The 20,109-nt window shown below is 46.1% G+C and carries 22 protein-coding genes and 1 pseudogene; 1 reads left to right on the forward strand and 22 read right to left on the reverse strand.

Annotated elements, in window-relative coordinates:
• Positions 1-216 precede the first annotated feature (216 nt).
• Together Selli1_RS13590 and Selli1_RS13595 are read right to left on the reverse strand one after the other, a co-directional pair.
• A pseudogene (locus Selli1_RS13590) lies at positions 217-1,305 on the reverse strand (ABC transporter ATP-binding protein); the annotation flags it as partial.
• A 14-nt stretch (positions 1,306-1,319) separates the two neighbouring features.
• Positions 1,320-1,853 (reverse strand): type II toxin-antitoxin system RelB family anti-toxin, encoded by a 534-nt coding sequence (locus Selli1_RS13595; RefSeq protein WP_087168914.1) that lies wholly within the window; start codon positions 1,851-1,853, stop codon positions 1,320-1,322.
• Positions 1,854-2,036: 183 nt separating this feature from the next.
• Between Selli1_RS13595 and Selli1_RS13600 the strand changes: the two genes are divergently transcribed.
• Positions 2,037-3,701 (forward strand): AAA family ATPase, encoded by a 1,665-nt coding sequence (locus Selli1_RS13600; RefSeq protein ID WP_281873443.1) that lies wholly within the window; start codon positions 2,037-2,039, stop codon positions 3,699-3,701.
• Between the two features lie 15 nt (positions 3,702-3,716).
• Here Selli1_RS13600 and Selli1_RS13605 read toward each other — a convergent pair whose 3' ends face one another.
• From Selli1_RS13605 to yqfC, 20 genes are all read right to left on the reverse strand, one after another.
• Positions 3,717-3,986, reverse strand: coding sequence for a hypothetical protein (locus tag Selli1_RS13605; RefSeq protein ID WP_118636032.1), 270 nt, complete (start codon positions 3,984-3,986; stop codon positions 3,717-3,719).
• 335 nt (positions 3,987-4,321) lie between these two features.
• Positions 4,322-4,453 carry a hypothetical protein gene (locus tag Selli1_RS13610; protein ID WP_281873444.1) on the reverse strand — a complete coding sequence of 44 codons (132 nt, stop codon included), beginning with the start codon at positions 4,451-4,453 and terminating at the stop codon, positions 4,322-4,324.
• 19 nt (positions 4,454-4,472) lie between these two features.
• Complete coding sequence (locus Selli1_RS13615; RefSeq protein ID WP_275532814.1) at positions 4,473-4,604, reverse strand: hypothetical protein; 132 nt, start codon at positions 4,602-4,604, stop codon at positions 4,473-4,475.
• Positions 4,605-4,614: 10 nt separating this feature from the next.
• Positions 4,615-7,143, reverse strand: coding sequence for a transglutaminase family protein (locus Selli1_RS13620; protein ID WP_281873449.1), 2,529 nt, complete (start codon positions 7,141-7,143; stop codon positions 4,615-4,617).
• A 72-nt stretch (positions 7,144-7,215) separates the two neighbouring features.
• On the reverse strand, positions 7,216-7,962 hold the full coding sequence (locus Selli1_RS13625) for a copper homeostasis protein CutC (RefSeq protein ID WP_281873450.1): 747 nt from the start codon (positions 7,960-7,962) through the stop codon (positions 7,216-7,218).
• Between the two features lie 128 nt (positions 7,963-8,090).
• Entirely contained in the window at positions 8,091-8,549 is a 459-nt protein-coding gene (locus tag Selli1_RS13630) for a signal peptidase I (protein WP_281873451.1), read from the reverse strand.
• Positions 8,542-9,666: a hypothetical protein gene (locus Selli1_RS13635; protein ID WP_281873453.1), complete on the reverse strand. Its 1,125-nt coding sequence runs from the start codon at positions 9,664-9,666 to the stop codon at positions 8,542-8,544. Before Selli1_RS13635 ends, Selli1_RS13630 begins: the two co-directional genes overlap by 8 nt.
• Positions 9,663-11,660 (reverse strand): isopeptide-forming domain-containing fimbrial protein, encoded by a 1,998-nt coding sequence (locus Selli1_RS13640; RefSeq protein WP_281873455.1) that lies wholly within the window; start codon positions 11,658-11,660, stop codon positions 9,663-9,665. The genes Selli1_RS13635 and Selli1_RS13640 overlap by 4 nt, the downstream gene beginning before the upstream one ends.
• On the reverse strand, positions 11,657-12,190 hold the full coding sequence (locus tag Selli1_RS13645; protein WP_281873457.1) for a hypothetical protein: 534 nt from the start codon (positions 12,188-12,190) through the stop codon (positions 11,657-11,659). The genes Selli1_RS13640 and Selli1_RS13645 overlap by 4 nt, the downstream gene beginning before the upstream one ends.
• Before the next feature lie 18 nt (positions 12,191-12,208).
• Entirely contained in the window at positions 12,209-12,862 is a 654-nt protein-coding gene (locus Selli1_RS13650) for a TasA family protein (RefSeq protein ID WP_138372682.1), read from the reverse strand.
• A 255-nt stretch (positions 12,863-13,117) separates the two neighbouring features.
• Entirely contained in the window at positions 13,118-13,300 is a 183-nt protein-coding gene (locus Selli1_RS13655; RefSeq protein ID WP_330616926.1) for a DUF4250 domain-containing protein, read from the reverse strand.
• Positions 13,301-13,316: 16 nt separating this feature from the next.
• Positions 13,317-13,874 carry a 5-formyltetrahydrofolate cyclo-ligase gene (locus Selli1_RS13660; protein ID WP_281873459.1) on the reverse strand — a complete coding sequence of 186 codons (558 nt, stop codon included), beginning with the start codon at positions 13,872-13,874 and terminating at the stop codon, positions 13,317-13,319.
• Positions 13,840-14,073, reverse strand: a complete 234-nt coding sequence (locus Selli1_RS13665) for a DUF896 domain-containing protein (protein WP_087168924.1) — start codon at positions 14,071-14,073, stop codon at positions 13,840-13,842. The genes Selli1_RS13660 and Selli1_RS13665 overlap by 35 nt, the downstream gene beginning before the upstream one ends.
• 18 nt (positions 14,074-14,091) lie before the next feature.
• On the reverse strand, positions 14,092-14,475 hold the full coding sequence (locus tag Selli1_RS13670; RefSeq protein ID WP_281873461.1) for a hypothetical protein: 384 nt from the start codon (positions 14,473-14,475) through the stop codon (positions 14,092-14,094).
• Positions 14,476-14,521: 46 nt separating this feature from the next.
• Positions 14,522-15,334 (reverse strand): pyridoxamine kinase, encoded by an 813-nt coding sequence (locus tag Selli1_RS13675; RefSeq protein WP_281845599.1) that lies wholly within the window; start codon positions 15,332-15,334, stop codon positions 14,522-14,524.
• Positions 15,335-15,345: 11 nt separating this feature from the next.
• Entirely contained in the window at positions 15,346-16,995 is a 1,650-nt protein-coding gene (locus Selli1_RS13680; protein WP_281873463.1) for a putative polysaccharide biosynthesis protein, read from the reverse strand.
• Positions 16,996-17,006: 11 nt separating this feature from the next.
• The gene (ybeY, locus tag Selli1_RS13685; RefSeq protein WP_087251977.1) at positions 17,007-17,528 is read right to left on the reverse strand and encodes an rRNA maturation RNase YbeY; all 522 of its coding nucleotides are present in this window, start codon (positions 17,526-17,528) and stop codon (positions 17,007-17,009) included.
• A gap of 1 nt (position 17,529) precedes the next feature.
• The gene (locus Selli1_RS13690; protein WP_087168929.1) at positions 17,530-18,540 is read right to left on the reverse strand and encodes a PhoH family protein; all 1,011 of its coding nucleotides are present in this window, start codon (positions 18,538-18,540) and stop codon (positions 17,530-17,532) included.
• Positions 18,503-19,738, reverse strand: a complete 1,236-nt coding sequence (locus Selli1_RS13695; protein WP_281845600.1) for a sporulation protein YqfD — start codon at positions 19,736-19,738, stop codon at positions 18,503-18,505. Before Selli1_RS13695 ends, Selli1_RS13690 begins: the two co-directional genes overlap by 38 nt.
• Positions 19,732-20,064, reverse strand: coding sequence for a sporulation protein YqfC (gene yqfC / locus Selli1_RS13700; protein ID WP_242960197.1), 333 nt, complete (start codon positions 20,062-20,064; stop codon positions 19,732-19,734). Before yqfC ends, Selli1_RS13695 begins: the two co-directional genes overlap by 7 nt.
• Positions 20,065-20,109 lie beyond the last annotated feature (45 nt).

A 20,109-nucleotide genomic window follows, 5' to 3' on the forward strand; every position in this document is an offset into this window, starting at 1 on the left:
GTCCACTGTTTTAAAGAAGTTGAACGCCATGACACCCTCATTTGCCTTTTCATTCTTAACAAACGGCTGGTCTACTACATAGATATTCCGCACAATACTTGTCCCGTTGGATGTGGAGAAGGTAACCGGATATTTTCCTTCTTCTTTTTCCAGACTGTACTCTACCTTGGCAATGGAAATCAGTTCATCTGCCGCCGGGTCCCACGCCTGGGCATTGGAAAGGGCGATGATCTCCTTGTCGTCCAGTTCTTCCACGTCGTCGATATCCACGTAGAAATCATTGGCGCTGATCATCTCTTTGCCGTCCTCACTCTTTACATCCTGATTCCGGATCACACGCATATTGACGGTGACGCTTGTTCCCGGAACTGTCTCCACCATGATCTCATAATGGACACCTTTGAACAGGACACTTAATACTTCTCCTGTCATCTTTCCGTCTTTGACATCCACAATATCAATATCCTCCGGACGGATGACCACATCTACCGGTTCGTTCTCTTTAAATCCAAAGTCCACGCAGTCAAAGGTAATGTCATCAAAACGCACCTTGTAATCTTCCACCATGGTTCCCGGGATAATATTGCTCTCCCCGATAAAATTCGCTACAAAACGGTTTGCCGGTTCATTGTAGATGTCCTCCGGAGATCCTACCTGCTGGATTTCCCCGTTTTTCATGACCACGATTTTATCAGACATGGTCAGCGCTTCTTCCTGGTCATGGGTAACAAAGATGAAGGTAATTCCGACCTCCTGCTGAATCCGTTTCAGCTCGTACTGCATCTCCTTGCGGAGCTTCAAATCCAGCGCCGCCAGAGGCTCGTCCAGCAGAAGCACCTTCGGCTCATTTACCAGCGCTCTTGCGATGGCAACACGCTGCTGCTGCCCGCCGGAAAGAAGTGTCGTATTTTTATCTTCGTATCCCTCAAGTCCAATCAGCTTCAGCATCTTCATGACCTTCTGGTCGATGACGTCCTTACTCATCTTCTTGATTTTCAGTCCAAAAGCGATATTTTCATATACACTCAGATGCGGAAACAAGGCATATTTCTGAAAAACCGTATTTAACTCTCTCTCATAAGGAGGCTTTTTACTGATTTCCTCCCCGTCAAAGATCACAGAACCTTCGTCCGCATCCAGAAAGCCCCCAAGAATACGCAAAAGTGTTGTCTTACCACAGCCGCTTGGACCTAAAAGAGTGACAAATTCATTCTCATAAATATCCAGATTGATTCCTTTTAAGACAATCTGGCCGTCAAAATTTTTCACAATATTGCGAAACTCGATCAGTTTTTTCTCTTCCATCTCATTTCTCCTTCCTAGAACATCGGCGGCGTTGTGATCCAGAGGATCTTCGCATCGCCGGTACCGTGATTGTACAGATAATGACTCTTGGACCCGTCCATATAGAACGTCTCATGAGCCTTCACCTTATACTTTTTCCCCTCTTGTACGATGGTTACGCTTCCTTTCAGCACATAACCGAACTCCTGGCCCTGATAAGCAGAGAGCACATGGCTCTTTTTTTTCGGATGCAGTGTCAAAATGATCGGCTCCATCTCATTTTTCTGCGCGTTTGGGACAATCCATTCGATCGTATAATCTTCCTGCTCATCCACAAAGAAATCCTGTACAGGAAACACGATCTGCTTCTCTTCCTCTTCATGAAAGAAATCGGACAGATTACTTCCCAACGCCTCCAGAATATCCTCAAGCGTCGCAATACTCGGCGTCGTCAGCCCACGCTCCACCTGTGAGAGAAATCCCTTTGTCAGCTCGCTGCGGGACGCAAGATCTCCAAGCGTCAGATCATTCTGTAGCCTCAGTTCTTTCAGTTTCTTTCCAATGTCCACTTACCGCACCTCCGGTTTTCTAATACTATACTTTTTGTTCAAAATATGCGAACCGAATCTAATTATACATCCTCGACGACAAAATGCAACAGGTTTTGATGATTTTTTCACATTTCCTTTGCTTGCACCATTTTCTACTAAGTAGTAAAATAAAATCATATCAAAAAATAGGAGGAATATTTCATGAGCTGGATCCCACTGCCTGTCGGCATTGAAAATTATGCAGAACTCATTGAAAAAGGATATTACTATATAGATAAGACATTACTGATCAAAGATCTGATCGATCTGAAAGGGAAAGTCAATCTGTTCACACGCCCGCGCCGTTTTGGTAAAACTTTAAATCTCAGTATGCTGCGGTATTTTTTTGAAAAGTCTGATGTGAATCCAGCCCCTCTCTTTGAAGGTACTAAAATTTGGGATGCCGGCCATCCTTATACGGATCAGATGGGACAGTATCCGGTTATCACACTTTCTTTGAAATCATTAAAACAGACTGATTTTAAATCAGCTTTTTACTGTCTGCGTGAGGAAATTGCAAGGGAATTTGACCGTCATGCTTCGCTTGTCTCTTCTCTGGATTCCAGAGACAAGCAGGAAAAATACAATCGATTTGTGGAGCAAAAGGCGGCGTCAGAGGAATACCTGACATCACTAAGATTTTTGTCAGACTGTCTCTATGCTTCCTCTCAGACCCGCTGCATTATCCTGATTGATGAATACGATGTCCCTCTGGAGAATGTATATTTTCACGGATTTTATCCGGAAATGCTCTCGTTGATCCGGTCTGTTTTTGAATCTGCACTCAAAACGAACGACACTCTGGAATTCGCTGTCATCACCGGCTGCTTAAGGATCAGCAAAGAATCTATCTTTACCGGCTTAAACAATTTGTCAATGATTTCCATCATGGATCAGTCCTATGCGGAACACTTTGGATTTACTCAAGAAGAGGTGGACCAGATGCTTCGGGATTATCAGCTGGAAGACCGCCGGGAAGATATCAGGAAGTGGTACGATGGCTACTGCTTCGGGAACACAGAAGTATATAATCCCTGGAGCGTGATCAACGACGTGAATTCCTGTTACAAAGACAAACATGCTCTTTTTAAGCCGTACTGGTCCAATACAAGCTCCAACAGTATCGTCCGTACGCTGATTGAAAAAGCGGATTTATCTGTCCGTCAGGAAATCGAATCCTTGATTGCAGGAGGTACAATTATCAAACCAGTCCATGAAGACATCACCTATGCCGACATCGACACCTCCCAGGATTATTTGTGGAATTTTCTTTTTTTTACAGGTTATCTCAAGAAAAGAAAACAGTATCAGGAAAACGGCGAAATCTATATGGAGCTGGCAATTCCAAACATGGAAGTCCGGCATATCTATAAGCATACTGTCCTGCTCTGGTTTGAAGAAAAAATAAAAATGAAAGATTTATCCGAACTGTACCGCAGTATTTTGGACGGTGACCGTAAAAAGCTCTCCGAGTTCCTTTCTGAAATGCTCATGGAGACAATTAGTTTTTATGATTATCAGGAAAACTATTATCACGGTTTTCTTGCCGGTCTTTTAAAGCATTTTGGCGATTATATCGTCGTATCAAACCGGGAATCCGGCAGCGGCAGACCGGATCTGATTCTGAAATATCCAAGTGTCCGGGGAAAGGCTGTCATCTTTGAAATCAAGACAGCCGACAGCTATCAGGATCTGGAATGTAAATGTGATGAGGCCCTACAGCAGATTGAAGAAAGGCATTATGCAGACTCCCTTCAAAAAGAAGGATACCAGACGATCTTAAAATATGGGATAGCTTTTTATAAAAAAGAATGTATGGTGAAATAGTACTTCTAGAAATGCTCAAGCCAAACTTAAAAAAATAATTATATCCGTCAGGACAATGCATACAGCAGACTGTCTCCTTACTTTCTTGGCTGGACAGTCTGCTGTTATATTCTTACAAATCTGCCATTCTTCCGATAATCTCCTGATAAAACTGTTCTCTACCACCCTTTCTCCTCCGGAGAGTTCATACGGATTCTTCTTGAGCAGATGTTCAATCTGAAACTGTTTTGTATAACGCAGGGCAGCTTCTGTCATAACTTTGACCTCTTCCTTACCAAGGATCATCGGAAATTTCTCTTTTATCCTCTTCCAAAATCTGTAGCAACAAACACTTTACTTCCAACTCATTTGCCCACTTGCTGATAATTCCCCTCTCCATGTAATCCAACACAAAAAGTAAATATATACCCCTTTAGATAAAATACCATCTTTATGAAAAGAAAAACTCCCCAGACAGACTGGGGAGCCTTCAGAAGCTATACCTTTCGGTCATACGGCTTCGTTGAAACATTTATAAAATACCCACTGTATTCTGAAAACAGATGTGGGACTTAATCATAGTTTCTTCTTCATTTTTATTATATACAGACACATTTTTCCTGTCAACAGATTTTATTCCTCTACAATCTGTATGCCCTACGAAATTTCCCTTTTACCATTTCAAAATCTTCCGGCGTCAATGTGCCGACACAACCACGGACTGCATCCAGTCTTGCCATACTTACTGCCCGTATTTCCTCACACTGTACCATACTATCTTTCTCCAAAAAATCATAGACATGCATAAAATCCGGTATCACTCTGCCTTCGTCTGTTTGTATGAAACTTTGAAATTCTATGGTAGTTTAATTTATCTTTTCCCCATCCGGCAATATTGTAATATTCCTGTGCTTCCTGATTCATTATCTCTCCTCTACCTGTTATAGCATGTCTCCTCTTCCAAAATCCGCAGCAGCAAATCTCCCAGGCCAACCTGATAGCCGCTTGTTCCATAAATCACATTGAGTCTGCCTTTTGTCACGGCGATAATTGGAAGTTTTTCATGATCCACATACAGTCTTCTTCCCACTGCCGGAACATGATCCTCAAAGTCATCTTCATACACCCGGATCTGTGGGAACGTCTCCATTACTTTGGCAAATAGAGGATGTTCCCATGCCTGCTTTGACCGGACAAACAGAAGAATCCGGGAAGCCCATGGAGTAAACCGTTCCTGTTCTTCCAGCATTTCATTGAAAATATGTTCCGTCGGCTCCTCTCCTTCCCCTGCCCAGATCAGCACATGACTTCCCTCTTCTGTCAGAATTCCGGAGGAAATTTCCTGTCCATTCAGATCCCTCACCGGAAATTCCGGAATCGAGAGGGACTCCAGCATTTCGGAAAGTTTTTCTTCCCGGAGCTGCAGTGCAATCTCTTTTCTGCAGCCGGAAGAAAGCAGTATCTGACACTCCCGGGCGTGAACCGTTCCGTTTGGCAGACGGACAGATGTCAGAATCCGGTAGATTCCATTCTCCAGATGGATTTCTCTCTTTCCATTATCCCATCCCGTGTCTGTAAGCCGGAGAGGATCTCCCTGCTCTTCCGTTAATTTTGTAATGCTCCAGTTCAAACCATACCGCCACATTTTTGGATTTTCCGCGTGTAGTATGAGAACTGCTGATTTTGTCCGGTCCGGATCAGCTGACAAAAATCTTCCGTCTTTCCAGTACTGAACTGTTCCGTCCTCCGGACAAAGCCTTGCCGGGATTCCAAAACTCCTTGCCATGGCAACAAAAAGAATCCGTTTCGAGCGCCCACTGCCGCACCGCATCCTGTAACAGGCGGTTGGTATCGTGAGTACGGTACTTCGCTCCTGTTCCGGACATTCCCGGACTTCCTTCTGAATCTTTTCCCAAAGTCTGCCGGGATCTTTTCGATACCTCTCCTGTTCTTCGGTGCTGATTTCCCTCTGAAACCATCCACGGTATTCCGTCAGTACTTCATCCTCCACTCTCGGATTCAAAAGCGCTGTCGCAAAAATATCCTCCGGTACTGTATTCCAGTATGGAAGAACTCCTTCCAGATGATCCAGAAGGACGGTGCACCGTACATCTGTCTGATCTTTTGCAGTCAATGTCTCGAGTAACTGCTCTCCCAGCTTCCGCTCCTGCGAAGTTTTTGTTTCCAGATAGCTCAGAAATGCTTCCCGCTCCGGATTGCCCCATTCTTTTCGCTTGTTCTCCTGTTTGTTTCTCAGTAAAGCAAGGCGCTCTTTTCCTTTTTCCTTCTGCTCCGGACTCGGCCTTTTGCTTAACGGCGCACGGTCGTGTGGCGGAATCAGGTCCAGATCTCTCCATCCTTCTATCTCCGGACCACAATCCAGCCGTTTTGCAAGTGTCAATGTACAACTCCTGCTCTCTCGTGTATCCAGAATTTCGTCCGCATACCGTCCCTGTCCTGCTGCGAACAAATGAAGGCTTCCCGCCCCTGTGCTGAGAGAAACTTTGCCATGCTCATCCGTCCGGCACTGTGCGATTGGGCGAAATGCGGCATAATTAAACACTTCAAACCACACAGAAATTCCTGCGGCCGGACGTCCTTTCTCATCTACTACTGTCACTTCTATCTTCTTCACATCATCGGCATATCTGGAAAGCACGTTTTCCATCACGACCATTCCGTCTTTTCCAATCACTTCTTCCATTTCGCTTTTCCGGTCCGCATCCTCCTGTCCTGCAGATTCGATTCTGCCATCGAAACGTCTGGAATGAACCAGCATCGCCCGGGAAGCCGCATATTCAAACCAGCCCAGATCCAGAAGCGGTTCCGGCTCACAGGCTCCCAGAAAATGCCACGTTCCATCAATCCACACTTCTACCCAGGCATGATTGTCATCGCAATGGGACCAGTACGGCGCATACACCTGTCTGGCAGGAATCCCCGCACTTCTAAGGGCATTGACGCTAAAGACAGATTCTTCCCCGCATCGTCCATATCCTCTTTGCCAGACAGAAAGAGCCGAAAGAGTCCGGTCATCTCCCGCTTCATAGGAGACTTCCCCCGCACACCAGTAATTCACTTCCAACGCTGTCTTTTCTGCATCTTTACCTTCTATCTGATCTTTCAGTTCCTGATAGAACAGACTCCTGCACGGACGGATTTCTTCCTCATTAACCCGGTGGTAAAGAACATACTGCAAAAACAATTCTTCCGGAAGTTCCCGTACATACATATTATGTTTATACAGCCACACTCCATGGCGTGCAAAGTCCAGAAACGTTTCCACCGGATAATTCCCTACATCACTGTACGGCATGGATGCGTAAAGATAGTGCATCGCAGCCGCTTCTGCTTCAGGAAGAGACCGTATATACTGATCCACCGGTTCCATAAAATCCCCCAGATCCTCTTTGACCTTACGGTATGCTTCCTCGATTTTCTTTCGGCTCTGTTCTGAAAACATCTGCTTTCTCTCCTTTGTCTCCTGCTCGATTTTTATCTGCTTTTCTCTTTCTCCTGTTTTAGACACTCTTGCCTACAGCCGCTTTAGAATATCTGCTGCCTGACGCACCTTTGCTTCGGATGTCTGAAACAGTATATATTCGCTGATATCTGCAATTCCCATATGAACGTCCGGATTCCGGTATTTCATCCGGCTCTCAATTCCGGTTTTCGCCGACATATGCCATGCCCGGATCCCAGTCTGACAGAAAAGTGTTTCCAGATTCTCCGGTGTCACGCCTCCGCCCGCCTGAATCTGGATCCCACCCTGGCTCTCTTTTTGAAGCTCCCGTAAAAGATCTGCTCCTTCCATGCAGCTGTCCTTTTGTCCGGACGTCAGAATCGTCTGGATTCCAAGATCTTTTGCCGTCTGAAGTGATTTCAACGGATCCCGGCAGACATCAAAAGCCCGATGAAGTGTCACCGACATGTCTCCCCGCTCTTCCAGAAGTCTTTCCATCCTTTCCCGGTCAATGCTTCCGTCCGGGCTCAGCACACCGATGACAACTCCATCCGCTCCCAGTTCCCGGAACATTTTGATTTCCTCTTTTATCTGCTCCATCTCATAGTCCGAGTAACAAAAGTCACCGAATCTTGGTCGGATCAGCACATGAACCGGGATCTCCACTGCGTGTCGTACTATCTCAAAGAGTTTCGGGCCCGGCGTTGTCCCTCCGATAATCAGATTCTGGCAAAGTTCCAGCCTTGTGGCCCCGCCTTTTTCGGCCGCTATCGCAGACTCTGCCGAGTCTGCACAGATTTCCAGTATGTAATCCTGCATATTCTTCCCTCTTTCTCCTGACCATCAGGCACATCATTCTATTTTTGTTTCAATCATTTCATTTTACACTTTTCGGTTATTATACCGCAGTTTGAAGGAGAACAACAGCAGGAACCGAAAATCTGCCGTCAAAATTTCTGGTGAACTATTGTTATCATGCGGATTCCGCTGTAAAAAAGCAGGATTCCAAGTGTTTTCCACGAAGTGATCTTTTCATACCAGACCGCTCCTTTAGGGAGACAGAATAAAAGTGTTCCAACTACGTTTGCGGGATCTGCCGTGCTGAAATCCTCGTGTTCATTGGCATCTCCCTTTGTAACGAGCCCTTCGGATGTCTTTTCAATCAGGCGGTGCAGCACCAGCTGATCATTCTCCGTCCGAAAGGCAATCACATCACCAGGCACGACAGCATTCTCCTTACATTGTCGGATATAGGCCATATCCCCTTCCAGAATCTCAGGTGACATGGAGCCGGATAATACCCGGACAGGCAGGATTCCAAATGTGGTCGGGCAGGCGAACAAAAGAACATAGCATGCCGCACACAGAATCAGAATGGTATCCAGCCTTCGGAACCACTTATTCATCAGCTCTCCTCTTTCTGATCAGGAGGAGAACCAGACAGGCTGATCCCATCAGCAGCAACAGCAGAAACAAATGGCTTTCTTCTCCGGTTTTCACGGTTTCCCGCCGCTCCTCCTGCAGGAAGTCTGCCTCCTGTGTCTCGGAAACTGCCCGGAATGTCCATGTCATCTGACCATTCAGAAGCCGGTAGAGATTATCCATCTCTTCCGGGAAATGAAGCGTGAACATCAGACTGTCTTTCTCCTCCGGTGAATAACGCCCAAGCAGGGCAAACTGATCTGTCTGGTATTCCTGAATGGTTCCCTGATACAAAATTGCACCGCTGCTCTTTTCGATTTTGAGTTCCACCGGATTTAACAGGGTTTGCTCCTCCGAATCCAGTTTCCAGTATACCGCTTCTGTCTGCTCACACCCGTTTTCAATCTGGATTTCTCCCTGAACCGTATCTCCGGGAACGACCGTTCCCAGTTCCGAAAAGAAGCTGTCCGGTACGGTGATAATCCGGTCCCCTTCCACTACAACACGACAGAGCCCTTTTTGAGGTACCGCTACACGAAGCTGATTTTCTTTTTCCTCTTCCGAAACTTTCTGGACTCTCGTATCTCCCCATGGATTTTCCGATTCAAAATCCGGTGTGAAATTTCGGCTTTGAATCGCATCGGCTGTCACATAAATACGGATTTCATCCTCCTCTTCCTGCTCCCATGTTTCCGGAAGCATAAACGCAGTAAACAGCTCCTCCTTTTCACCGTGTTCTAAAATTTTCGTATCATAAAAATACTCTCCCTTTTGCACACAGTCATCCGGCAGGCCCCGAAAAGAAGCGGAAGGTATTTCCCGCTTACTTTCTGCTTCCGCCCTTATACGGTAACGGATAAAACAGTCTTCCCCCAGGTTCTCAATCTCTGTAATCATGGGAATCTCCTGCCCCGGCAGAATGTCTTCGACATCTTCCCATTCCTGCTTTTTTTCAGCGTCACCGTACCGGTTCATCCGGATACTGACCCCGCCGGACTGGATATCCGTTGTCACAGAAGCCTCTTGTTCCGCTGCCGCCGCATGAATACCGCCAAGCATCCAGATGGCAGCCATCACTGCAAGTTGCCTTCTATTTTTCACCTTCCCACCTGCTTTCCAAATACATTGATCTCAAGATCATTGTGGCTGAAATCTCCATAATTCACCAGTTCGTTGCAGAATGTTGCCTTTGCCGTATCGTGATCCTTTGTGTCCAGCCTGACTGTACTGCCCTCGATGCTTCCATTTTCCACCTCTTTGATTCCTGTCATCCGGTATCTGGAAACCGGAATTTCCCGGACCGTCCAGATCCCGGCAGGGATCTGCATGGTAAAGGACTTCCTGTAAACACCGTCTTCTTTAAACTGTTCCGGAATTTCCAGCGCCTCATAATACGTCCGGCTGATTCCGTTATAATCTGTTCCCGTGATCTGGAATAAAAAGACAGGCGTTCCAAATTCGTCCCATTTTCCTTTTACTTCTTTTGTGATTGTAAGAATGGGATTTTTTTCGTATACGACCCGGATATGATGATCTGCATTGACTTTTGTAAAAGAATAACCCGAAATGTACTGATTTTTATCGGTTTCTTTCTGATCGACGGTAACCGACTTCAGATAGTATCCCGGAAGAGGAGAATAGGTGACCTGCATCGTTCCTCCCGCGGGAACTTTCAGATTGGAAGCGGTAATCGAACCATTCTTTGCTTCCGTTGTGATTTGATAATAGAAGGATGTCTTGACCTGCTCTGTTTCTTTCGGTGTTTTCTGATCTACGCTCAGCCCGGCTTTGTTGGATACCACATTGGATTTCCCGAAGATGTACTCCGGCCGCTTATGAACCTGAATGCGTATTTCAAAACTTCGACCATAGATCCATGCGGATGACGTATCTCTTGCAGATACTTTCACCTGATCCGATGTCCCTTTTGTTATCTGGATATGAAATTTTGTGCTGACATCCTGCTGATTGTCCGCATCATATACAACGACTTTCTCCACCGTCAAAGCCTCCGGCATCGGATCTGTCAGAACCAGACTCTGATAGTAGTCAGCCGGCTGACATTCCGGCACTTTAAAATTAATCCGGTATGTAAACGAGTCCTCTCCATGGACTTCTGTCCGGTCTACGCTCTTTACCGGAACCGGCGGAGTAAACGGACCATATCCTCTTGCGGAACCTGCAATCCATCCAAGTATTGCTCCCGCATTCGTTGATTCTTCTACACTTGATTCTCCGACCAGATGATCCCGAAAGCGTTCGTAATCTTTCTTTACTTTTTCCGACACATACCTGGTATAGGTAAAGCTGTCCGGAAATGCAACACCGCCGCCAACACGAAGGGTAAATGCAGAAGCATTTTTGTACTGTACCTGTACACTGTCTTTTTCGTATTCATTGGAAGCAATATTGTCCGCATAAAAATAGTAAAATCCATCCCGGTCGATATAATATACCCGGCTGTCTTCCGGAACCGCAAGTCCGGATATGGCATCACTTTTTTTCACGCCGAAGATCTGTCCGAAATCCAGATCATCCGCCCGGTAGGTCATATTGACGGCAAGGGGACGTCCCTGATCATCCAGAATCTCCATCTTTGCCTCATACCAGATATCGCTGAAGATCAGGCCGTAAAAATCTGTCGTAAGAGAAAGTGAGACCCCGAGAACCGGATAATACCGTTCCCCTGACTCTGTCCGGTAAGACGGCCAGTCCGTAAAGGTGATCCTGAGATTCGTATTTTTCCCTTTGTAACTTCCCATATTCGTCAGATAGCAGGAAATCTTTCCCTTCTGGGCATCGCTGGTCACCATCTGTCCCCACCGTTCAATTCCGTTTCCTGTCTGATGAATCAGCTGCGGATCGGCGATTCCACTCGTATCTTTCCAGGTACAGGTTGTATGTTCAGTCCTTTTCAGGCGAAAGGAAAAGCTGGAATCTTCCTCCTCCCCGTACTGTTTCACTGTAATCGGTGAACCGGCCTGTTCTGCCGCCTCCAGCGCACTGACATGACCTGCACTCCTTACATTGACTGTTCCTGTACAGGCCAGCAACAATGCCAGAACCAGTCCCTTTTTCCATCTGCTCTTTTTCATACACCACTCTCCTGTTCTCCCCGGATGGAAGCAAATGCTTCCTGGGGCGTCTGAAATCCCTGCGCCTGTACTGTCTCCTCATAAATCAGAATCCGAAATGTCTCTTCAGTCTTTCCGGTTGTTACGCTGGTAAAGAGCGGTTCTGTCTTTTTCTTTCCTTCCAGAACTGTCCGGTAGTAATAATAGCCGTCCGCCTGTTTTTCCGTCCAGTGTTTCGTGTCAAACGCAATGAACAGCGGGATCTCCGACTGATCTTTCTCTACAAAAACCCGGACGTAACATGGCGTGTCAGTCTGATTTCTGACAGAAACGGTTTTGTTGTAAGTTGTATCCGGGGTGACCGTATCCGGCGGATCGAATTTCTCTTCAATCGTAGATGTATTATCACCGACCTGAAGTACATTATTCTTTTCATTGCGGTCCGCGAAATAAGCTGACACTTCCGGCATATGAATCAACTGTACCACTATTCCGGTCAGCACCAAAACCGCCAGAGCCCGGCCACAGGGAGTTCGTTTTCTTTTTCTCATTGTAATCTCCCCTTCTGTTTACTGGTTCTGTTTCATGTAAATCTGGAATACGTCTGAAGGTACTTTGGACTCTCCAATGTGTTCCGCCTGAATTGCGTAGCTTTTCACCGGAATATTCAGCGTTTCTTCGTCAATCTGCCCCTCAATGGCATTGACCAGAGTAACACTGTCAAAAAGTGGAGTCGTCGTCTCTCCTTTCTTCAGAACCGTACACTGGGTTTTTGTTCCATAGGCGTAAACATAGCTTCTTGCCGTCACCTTCCCCGATGTGGTAATATCGGAGCTCCGGACTTGTACCCATCCGTCATTTACTTTATAAGCAAAGAGCTCTGTATCTGCTGCCGGCAGCTTTTTCCCGTCTGGACCTACCGTAATAATCTTTTTCACCGGAACCTGAATTTCCAGAAATGCGTACGCATCATTCGCTCCGGTATTGGTGATCCTCGGATCCTTTTTGATCGTCTGGTTCGGTGTAATATCTGTTTTTTCGTCCGATGGAACATCTTCCCACTCCGGCTCCTCCAGATCTGTTTTTACACTTCCTACAGTCAATGTATTGGTTTTCTCCTGGGTATCCGTAAAATACGCGGAAATCCCGCCAATCGCAGCAGTTGCTGCAGCCACTGCCAATGCAATGACCGTGATGTGTTTCCATATTCTTTTTTTTCTCATAGTATTTCCTCCATGTCATATCTACTGGCTGCACAAAATATGATCAGACAATCAACGGCCTCACCCCCTCTGAACATGAAGTTTTCTTTTCTTCGGGATTCCGAAACAGAATTCGTCTCGGTCTCAAATAGATAAATATAGAAAAATAGATCAGGGCAATGATCTGCCCCTGTTAGAAATGTCTAAAGTATAGCATGCCCTCCGCAAAAAAGCAAGAAAAAAGACTGCCTATTTTGCAGTCTTCCTTTTGCTTTCTTATACAAATTGATTCCGCTTCGGATCGTACTCATAGTCGATTCCGGAAAGCGTGCTGCAAATCCAGTCTTTTCCAACTTGAAGATCTTCGCACAGCGCATCCAGAGTCGGATAAAAATCCCGCAGTTTCATATTTATGGTGCCAAGAAGCATCACTGGATCTTTTGGCAGGTCTGCCATCATCTCTCACATCCTTTTCTTATTCGTAACAATGCTGATCGGTAACTATGATCCGTGGCCGGATATCATACGGTCCGGCGGGTATCTGTTCCACAATCTGCTCTTCAAAGCAGACTGCCGCAGTCTCAAGGCCCGGATGTTCTGCCAGATACCGGTCATAAAATCCGCCTCCGTAACCAATCCGGTTCCGTTTTCGGTCAAAAGCTGCTCCCGGAAGAATTACAAGCGCCTGCTCCTGTGGGTCTTCTTCAAAGGCAGGGCACTCCGATCCCGGTTCCTCGATTCCAAAACATCCCTGTTCAAAATCTTCCCATGTCCGGACCAGAAAAAACTCCATTGTCTTTCCTTCCACACGGGGACAATAGACTCTCTTTCCCGTCTTCCAGGCCTGTTCCATCAAAAGAGTAGTCTCTGCTTCAGACCGGAAATGGCGGTAAATTAAAATAGAGGACGCCCCTGCAAAACAAGGCATCCCGCAAAGCCTTTTTGCAATCCGGATACTTTTTTCTCTTCGCTGTTCTTCCGGTATCCTGTCTCTCCTATCAAGAACCTTTTTTCTGATTTCTTTTTTTTCCATATTTTTCACCAAGATTAACAATCGTACCGTCTTTTTCTTTGATTGAAATATTGTTCAGCTGTCCTCTGAGATTTTCACGAAATGATTCGATGTATTCCTGACGCAGAATTTTCTGCTCTTTCTTCTCCTCCTCAGTCAGCCCCTCTGCTTTTGACTTATGGTATAGCTCATTAATTCTTCTGATTTTTTCTTCTTTCATCTTTTTGTACCTTTCCCGTCAACTGGAGTAATTTTCCAGAAATCCGTACAGTTTTTCCACTGTCCGGATTTCCTTTCCCTCCTGAATTTCCTGCCTGATATCTTCAGGCAGATCTTCTACAACAATATTGGTATATTCATAAATCGTTTCTTTATCTGATCTATATACGGCGACAAATCCGTTCAGATCCATAAGGTAAAAAACTTCCCCTTTACTGACATCACCTTCCGCCGTTACGGCGTCCTCCTCTTCTTCTTTTACAGATTTCATGATTTCCTGTTTCAGTCTTGCTTCCTCTTCTGCCTGTCTTTTTGAATACTGAAAGCTGAACTGATAGGCCGCGCCGATCAGCGCAACGCAGCCGAGAAAAAGGACGAAAAGTCCGATACTGTATTTTTTCATAGAAGCACACTCCTTTTTTATACAGTATCTGCCTTCTCACTGAAATTTATACAAGTTTTCCCAGAAGACGTTCAAACGGAAGTCCTGCGCGTTCTTCGCCCGCTTCCACTGCTTTCGCCCTTAAGCAGTCCGCAACAAATGCATGGGCCTTCCGCGCAGAAGCCTCAAGCGAAACGCCGCCAAGAAGAGCTCCGCATAGTACCGCGTCAAACAGATCCCCGGTACCATGAGAATGATACGGAATCTCCGGTTCTTTGCAGATTTTCATGTTATTTCCTTCCAGAACCGCCATGCCGATCTCATCTTCTCTTGCTTTTGTTCCGGTAATGACACCGTCTTTCATTCCCATTTTTCGAAGTTTCTCCACAACTTTTCCCAGTCCTTCTTCCGATTGACATTCGGAATAGGGAATTCCGCTCAAAAAGGCCGCTTCCGTCAGATTCGGAAGCAGAAGATCCGCTTTCCCAAGAAGGGGAAGCAGGGCTTCCTTATATGTTTCATCAAAATTAGAATAATATTTTCCGTGATCCCCCATAATCGGATCCAGAATCACCAACGGCCTGCAATCCATCTCCAGAAGTCCGGAAACAGTCTGTGCCATTTCCGTATTTCCCAGATACCCGACAAAAATACAGTCAAACCGGATCTGTTCTCTCCGAAAATGTTTAAGGCTTTCTTCCAGATACGTCCCCGGTACCGGAAGCATTTCCGGCCTGCCGAATCCTCCGGTATGGGTTGACAGCAGCATGGTCGGAAGCGGACATACCTCCATTCCCATAACACTTAAAACCGGAATCATATTCATCATGGCCGCTTTCCCAACCGAGCACAGATCATGGATCAATAACACTCGTTTCATCTCGTGCACCTCTATTTTAACAAATGTGCTTTCTGCAGAACTGCCGCAATTTTCGCGCCCTTCGGAAGTGCAAGAATCTCCGCTTCTGTCAGTCCGCCGATTGCAAGGAGGCTGACCGCATAGATGCAGACTCCAGCCACAATCGAAATGACCGTTGCAACAGCATCACTGATCACAAGAGCCAGTACAAACTGAAGTACGAAAACAACGACCCCCATAATGACAGCAGCTACTGCCGGGTATACAAAGGTCCGTTTCTTTTCCTGTACGTATCCGACCGCTTCCCGAAGATCATGTGAATTTAAGATGCACATGGCAAGACCAAAGATCACCTTACTTGCAACAACTGCATAAATGCTCCAGTGGAAAAATACAAGCATGATAAACAGGGAAACAACATGAATCACAAGGGAAGTCGCCGCATTTTTCACCGGTGACATCATCTTGTTGACTCCCTGCAGCACTGCATTGGTCAGAGTAGATGCCGCATAGAAAATGATCGAAATTGCACCGATCCGGAACAGATTTGCTGCCACTGTATTATCAATAGATCCCCAGATCAGATCCAGCATCGGCTTTGGTATTACGATAAACGCAACTGCACTTGGCACTGCAATCAGCATGGTTACGCGCATTGCCATCTCAATCTTCTGATGCATCTGCTCCCGGTTTCCGTTCTCGTATGCACGTACAAGCGGCGGTACAATCGATGAACCGAGCGCATTAGCCATGAAAAGCGGCACGTTAAACAGCGTATAGTACTGTCCCAGACTTCCAAGCAGATCCGCGCAATGCTCCTCTGAAAATCCCTGTGCGGACATAATGCTGCTGAACATGGCGCTGTCAATCACATTCTGAATATTGTATACGGTAGAGCTTAAAATAACCGGTGCGATCGTAAGAATCAGCACTTTGAAAATAAATCCGAAGCTCTCCACCTCCACGGTTTTGTCCCGTCTGATTTTATTCCGCAGTTTTCCGCGATACGCATAGAAAATCAGCACAAGGAAAATCAGTGCGATCAATCCTCCGGCAATAACGCCAAGTGTAGCACCTGCAGCTGAAAAAGCCGGCCCGTAAAGATCATCTCTTTGCTCAGAGCCTACGGTTTTTCCGTACTGAAGCAGAATATATGCCCCGATAATACTGACAATCGCATGAACAACCTGCTCCAGAATCTGTGATACCGCTGTCGGCACCATGGATCCGCGCCCCTGGAAAAATCCTCTTAAAACTCCCATCACGGAGACAATGACAAGTCCAGGTGCCAGAACCCGGAGCGCGTAGGCACTCATGCTCATCTTCATAACCCCGCCTGCAAGAACATCTGCTCCAAAGAAAATAATCAGACTGACAACTCCACCTACCACTAATGTCAACAATAATGCCGATTTAAAAATCCGGAACGCATTTTTTTCCTGATTTTTGGAAAGCCTTGCGGAAACAAGTTTGGAAACCGCAAGCGGCATACTGTAGGATGTAAGAATCAGTGCAATACTGTAAATCTGATAAGCAACCTCGTAGAATCCCTGACCGGTCGTCCCCATAATATTGAGCAGTGGAATCCGGTAGATCATCCCTATGATTCTGGAAATCATTCCAGCCGCCGCAAGGATTCCGCCTTGTACCAGAAATTCATTTCCGTTCTTCTTTTTACCCATAAAACACCCCGCTATTTCGTTTCGTCTTTTGCAGTTCCTGATCTGGAGATGCCGAGGCGCTCCAGAATTTCATTTTGCTTCTTTTCCATAATAACCCTCTCCTGCTCTTCCATATGGTCATATCCGAGCAGGTGAAGCATGCTGTGCGCAATCAAAAAGGCGTACTCCCGCAAAGGAGAATGTCCGTATTCCTCTGCCTGTGAGAGTACTTTTTCCTTTGAAATCACAATATCTCCAAGAAGTGCTTCCCCGGTTTCCGGATGAAAGCAGTCCGGGCGCTCTTCCAGAAAATCGAATTCTCCCGCTTTTTCATAATCAATCATCGGGAAAGACAGTACGTCTGTCGGCCGGTCAATTCCTCTCTGTTCCCGGTTCATTTCCCGGATTGATTCATTATCGGTGAGCAGGATTTCTACTTCCGCTTCATATGGGAACCCCTCATAATCAAGAGTTTCCTCCACCACCTGCTCTGCTGTTTTCCGGCAGTCTACCGGAAGTCTGATTTCTGATTCTTCTTCTAAATATATCGTCATATCAACCTCTGTGTCTTATACTTTTTCTTCTGTTTCCCCGTTTTCCGCTCTCTTCCTTTTTCTCGTAATTCTCATAAGCCTTTACGATTTTCTGAACAAGCGGATGTCTTACAACGTCCCTGCTGGTCAGGCGGCAGACGCTGATCCCTTCCAGTCCGTTTACAACTTTGACTGCCACATCAAGGCCGGAAGTCTGTCCGGACGGCAGATCCTTTTGTGTCTCGTCACCGGTAATAACAACCTTTGATCCGAACCCGATCCGTGTCAGGAACATTTTCATCTGGGCCGGCGTTGTATTCTGCGCCTCATCCAGAATGATAAACGCATTGTCAAGTGTACGTCCTCTCATATAGGCAAGCGGAGCCACTTCAATGAGTCCTTTCTCTGAATTCTTTACAAAGCTCTCTGCCCCCATGATCTGATAAAGCGCATCATAGAGCGGCCGCAGGTACGGATCGATTTTGCTCTGCAGATCTCCCGGAAGAAATCCAAGTTTCTCCCCCGCCTCGATTGCCGGACGGGTCAGAATGATCCTTCCCACTTCATTATTTTTGAATGCTGAGATTGCCATTGCCATTGCGAGGTAGGTCTTCCCCGTACCGGCCGGTCCAAGTCCAAAGACAATCATATCCTTTTTTATTGCATCCACGTAGTTTTTCTGCCCCAGAGTCTTCGCCTTGACAGGCTTCCCCTGAACTGTATATGCGACAACCTCTTTATCTATTTCCAGAACATCGCCCTTTTCATCATCTTCCATAGCCAATGAAATGAGATAGTCTACATTTTGTTCTGTGATCACATTTCCCCGCCGGGACAGCTCCAGCAGCTTTTCCAGAATCTCTTCTGCTTTTCTGGTCCTTCCCTCTTCACCCATGATTTTGATCTCGCCGTTTCTCTCGATCAAAGTCACATGGAACGTGCGTTCAATTTTCTTTGCGTAGGCATCCAGCTGACCGAACACATTTGCCTCATGCTCAGCTGGTATCTGCATTGTTCTCTCCAAGATTCCCATGTTCTGTCTTTCTTTCCTTTCCGCATGATTCCAGAAGAATCAGTGTTCCTTTTGCTTTTGCACTTTGCGTGTCCTTGTATATTTTAACATCATTCTCCAGAATTTGAACCCCTTTTTTTCTTAAATCCTTGCAGAAGCGTTCAAATTCTCTGCTTAGAATCTCCTGACATTCCTTTTTTGTATAGGTTTTCTTCACTTCCCGGTACTGTTTCTCCTCCCGGATGCCAAATGAAAACGGGAGAGGAAAGCTTTTTGAAAACTGAGGAAGGATCTCAAACGAAAAGATTTCTTTTTTCTCCCCTGCTTCAACTTTCTGTCCCAGAGTGTATTCTTGATCCGAGAAACGTAAGAACACCTGACGTTTCTTTCGTTTTTCATATCTCTTTACCGTATAGGATAAATCCAGCGTATCTTCATATGCTTCTTTTGTCTCCATCCGGATATCCGCATCCGCATTCTGGTACTGATATCCTACGACTTCCTGACTGTCATTTTTGATCTCCACACGTCCCGACACAAGAATATCTCCGGTTTTTACTTCATCTCCGGCATGAACCATCGGAACACCGGACCTGGTGACAATCTCTTTGATCACGCCGTCCTTTTCAGCGATGAGATCGGTTCCTTCCTCTGTCATTTCCTCTTCCTCAATCTCTCTGGAATCACTGTTTTCCTTAATATCAATCTGGATTTTACTGCCCTTCAGAGATGCCGACACCCAGATGACATCATCGTACTCTTTCCGGATCATCCGTGCAATCCCGGCACAGTCCACAGAAGAAGCCGGCATTCCGCAATGCACATCCTGTTTTCTTAAAAAAGCCAGAATGGTCTCATCCGTCCGGACATGATTTCCGTTGATCTCAATATTCCATATAAAAAGGGAAAGGATATATACGAGCAGAACGCAGCCCGCTGCTCCGGCAAAAAAAATCTTCCTTTTGCGGTGCCGGAAAAGGAAAAAAGGAAGTCCGATTTTCTCTATGATTCGTAAATTCGTGCCGGTTTTTCTGAGAATCGGTTTTAGTTTCTTCATGCCGGCTATTGTAATATTCATGTCATAAAAATTGCGGCCCGGCAAAAGTCCCCAGACCGGAATCTTCTTGTATTTGCACAGATTCAGAAATCGTTCAGGAGAATATCCGGTGATCCGTATCCGGACATACCCTTTCACATACCGCAGGATCCGTGTCAGCAATGTGCATCCTCCTTCTTTTCAAACTCTACCTTCCAGATCTTCCCGGTAATTTTCATCTCATCGTTCATATAGTATTCTATGCACATTCTTTTTCCGATAATCCGGATCGTTCCGGATTTTGTTTTTACACGGATCAGTTCCTCCGTATATTCCAGAATCCCTCTATAATTTTCTATACAGATTTCACACTGTCCGGTCAGATGGATCAGCGGAAGCCCCATGATCACGTCTTTTGGTGCATCTGCAGTCTCCGCGATCTTTTTGCGGATCACGTCCCCTCGTGTCTCTTCCTGCCTGGTCTGGTCTCTTCGTCTGCTTCCCATCATGCTGCCGCACACCTTGCTTTTCTAGCAATATATGCGGCAGTCTCC

The sequence above is a fragment of the Sellimonas catena genome, assembly GCF_027924685.1.
GTDB lineage: Bacteria > Bacillota > Clostridia > Lachnospirales > Lachnospiraceae > Sellimonas > Sellimonas catena.

Coding starts and splice junctions, on each gene's coding strand:
- Selli1_RS13600 (WP_281873443.1), top strand. CDS start 2,037: ATGAGCTGGATCCCACTGCCTGTCGGCATTGAAAATTATGCAGAACTC.
- Selli1_RS13605 (WP_118636032.1), bottom strand. CDS start 3,986: ATGATCCTTGGTAAGGAAGAGGTCAAAGTTATGACAGAAGCTGCCCTG.
- Selli1_RS13610 (WP_281873444.1), bottom strand. CDS start 4,453: ATGGTACAGTGTGAGGAAATACGGGCAGTAAGTATGGCAAGACTGGAT.
- Selli1_RS13615 (WP_275532814.1), bottom strand. CDS start 4,604: ATGAATCAGGAAGCACAGGAATATTACAATATTGCCGGATGGGGAAAA.
- Selli1_RS13620 (WP_281873449.1), bottom strand. CDS start 7,143: ATGTTTTCAGAACAGAGCCGAAAGAAAATCGAGGAAGCATACCGTAAG.
- Selli1_RS13625 (WP_281873450.1), bottom strand. CDS start 7,962: ATGCAGGATTACATACTGGAAATCTGTGCAGACTCGGCAGAGTCTGCG.
- Selli1_RS13630 (WP_281873451.1), bottom strand. CDS start 8,549: ATGAATAAGTGGTTCCGAAGGCTGGATACCATTCTGATTCTGTGTGCG.
- Selli1_RS13640 (WP_281873455.1), bottom strand. CDS start 11,660: ATGAAAAAGAGCAGATGGAAAAAGGGACTGGTTCTGGCATTGTTGCTG.
- Selli1_RS13645 (WP_281873457.1), bottom strand. CDS start 12,190: ATGAGAAAAAGAAAACGAACTCCCTGTGGCCGGGCTCTGGCGGTTTTG.
- Selli1_RS13650 (WP_138372682.1), bottom strand. CDS start 12,862: ATGAGAAAAAAAAGAATATGGAAACACATCACGGTCATTGCATTGGCA.
- Selli1_RS13655 (WP_330616926.1), bottom strand. CDS start 13,300: ATGATGGCAGACCTGCCAAAAGATCCAGTGATGCTTCTTGGCACCATA.
- Selli1_RS13660 (WP_281873459.1), bottom strand. CDS start 13,874: ATGGAAAAAAAAGAAATCAGAAAAAAGGTTCTTGATAGGAGAGACAGG.
- Selli1_RS13665 (WP_087168924.1), bottom strand. CDS start 14,073: ATGAAAGAAGAAAAAATCAGAAGAATTAATGAGCTATACCATAAGTCA.
- Selli1_RS13670 (WP_281873461.1), bottom strand. CDS start 14,475: ATGAAAAAATACAGTATCGGACTTTTCGTCCTTTTTCTCGGCTGCGTT.
- Selli1_RS13675 (WP_281845599.1), bottom strand. CDS start 15,334: ATGAAACGAGTGTTATTGATCCATGATCTGTGCTCGGTTGGGAAAGCG.
- Selli1_RS13680 (WP_281873463.1), bottom strand. CDS start 16,995: ATGGGTAAAAAGAAGAACGGAAATGAATTTCTGGTACAAGGCGGAATC.
- ybeY (WP_087251977.1), bottom strand. CDS start 17,528: ATGACGATATATTTAGAAGAAGAATCAGAAATCAGACTTCCGGTAGAC.
- Selli1_RS13690 (WP_087168929.1), bottom strand. CDS start 18,540: ATGGGAATCTTGGAGAGAACAATGCAGATACCAGCTGAGCATGAGGCA.
- yqfC (WP_242960197.1), bottom strand. CDS start 20,064: ATGATGGGAAGCAGACGAAGAGACCAGACCAGGCAGGAAGAGACACGA.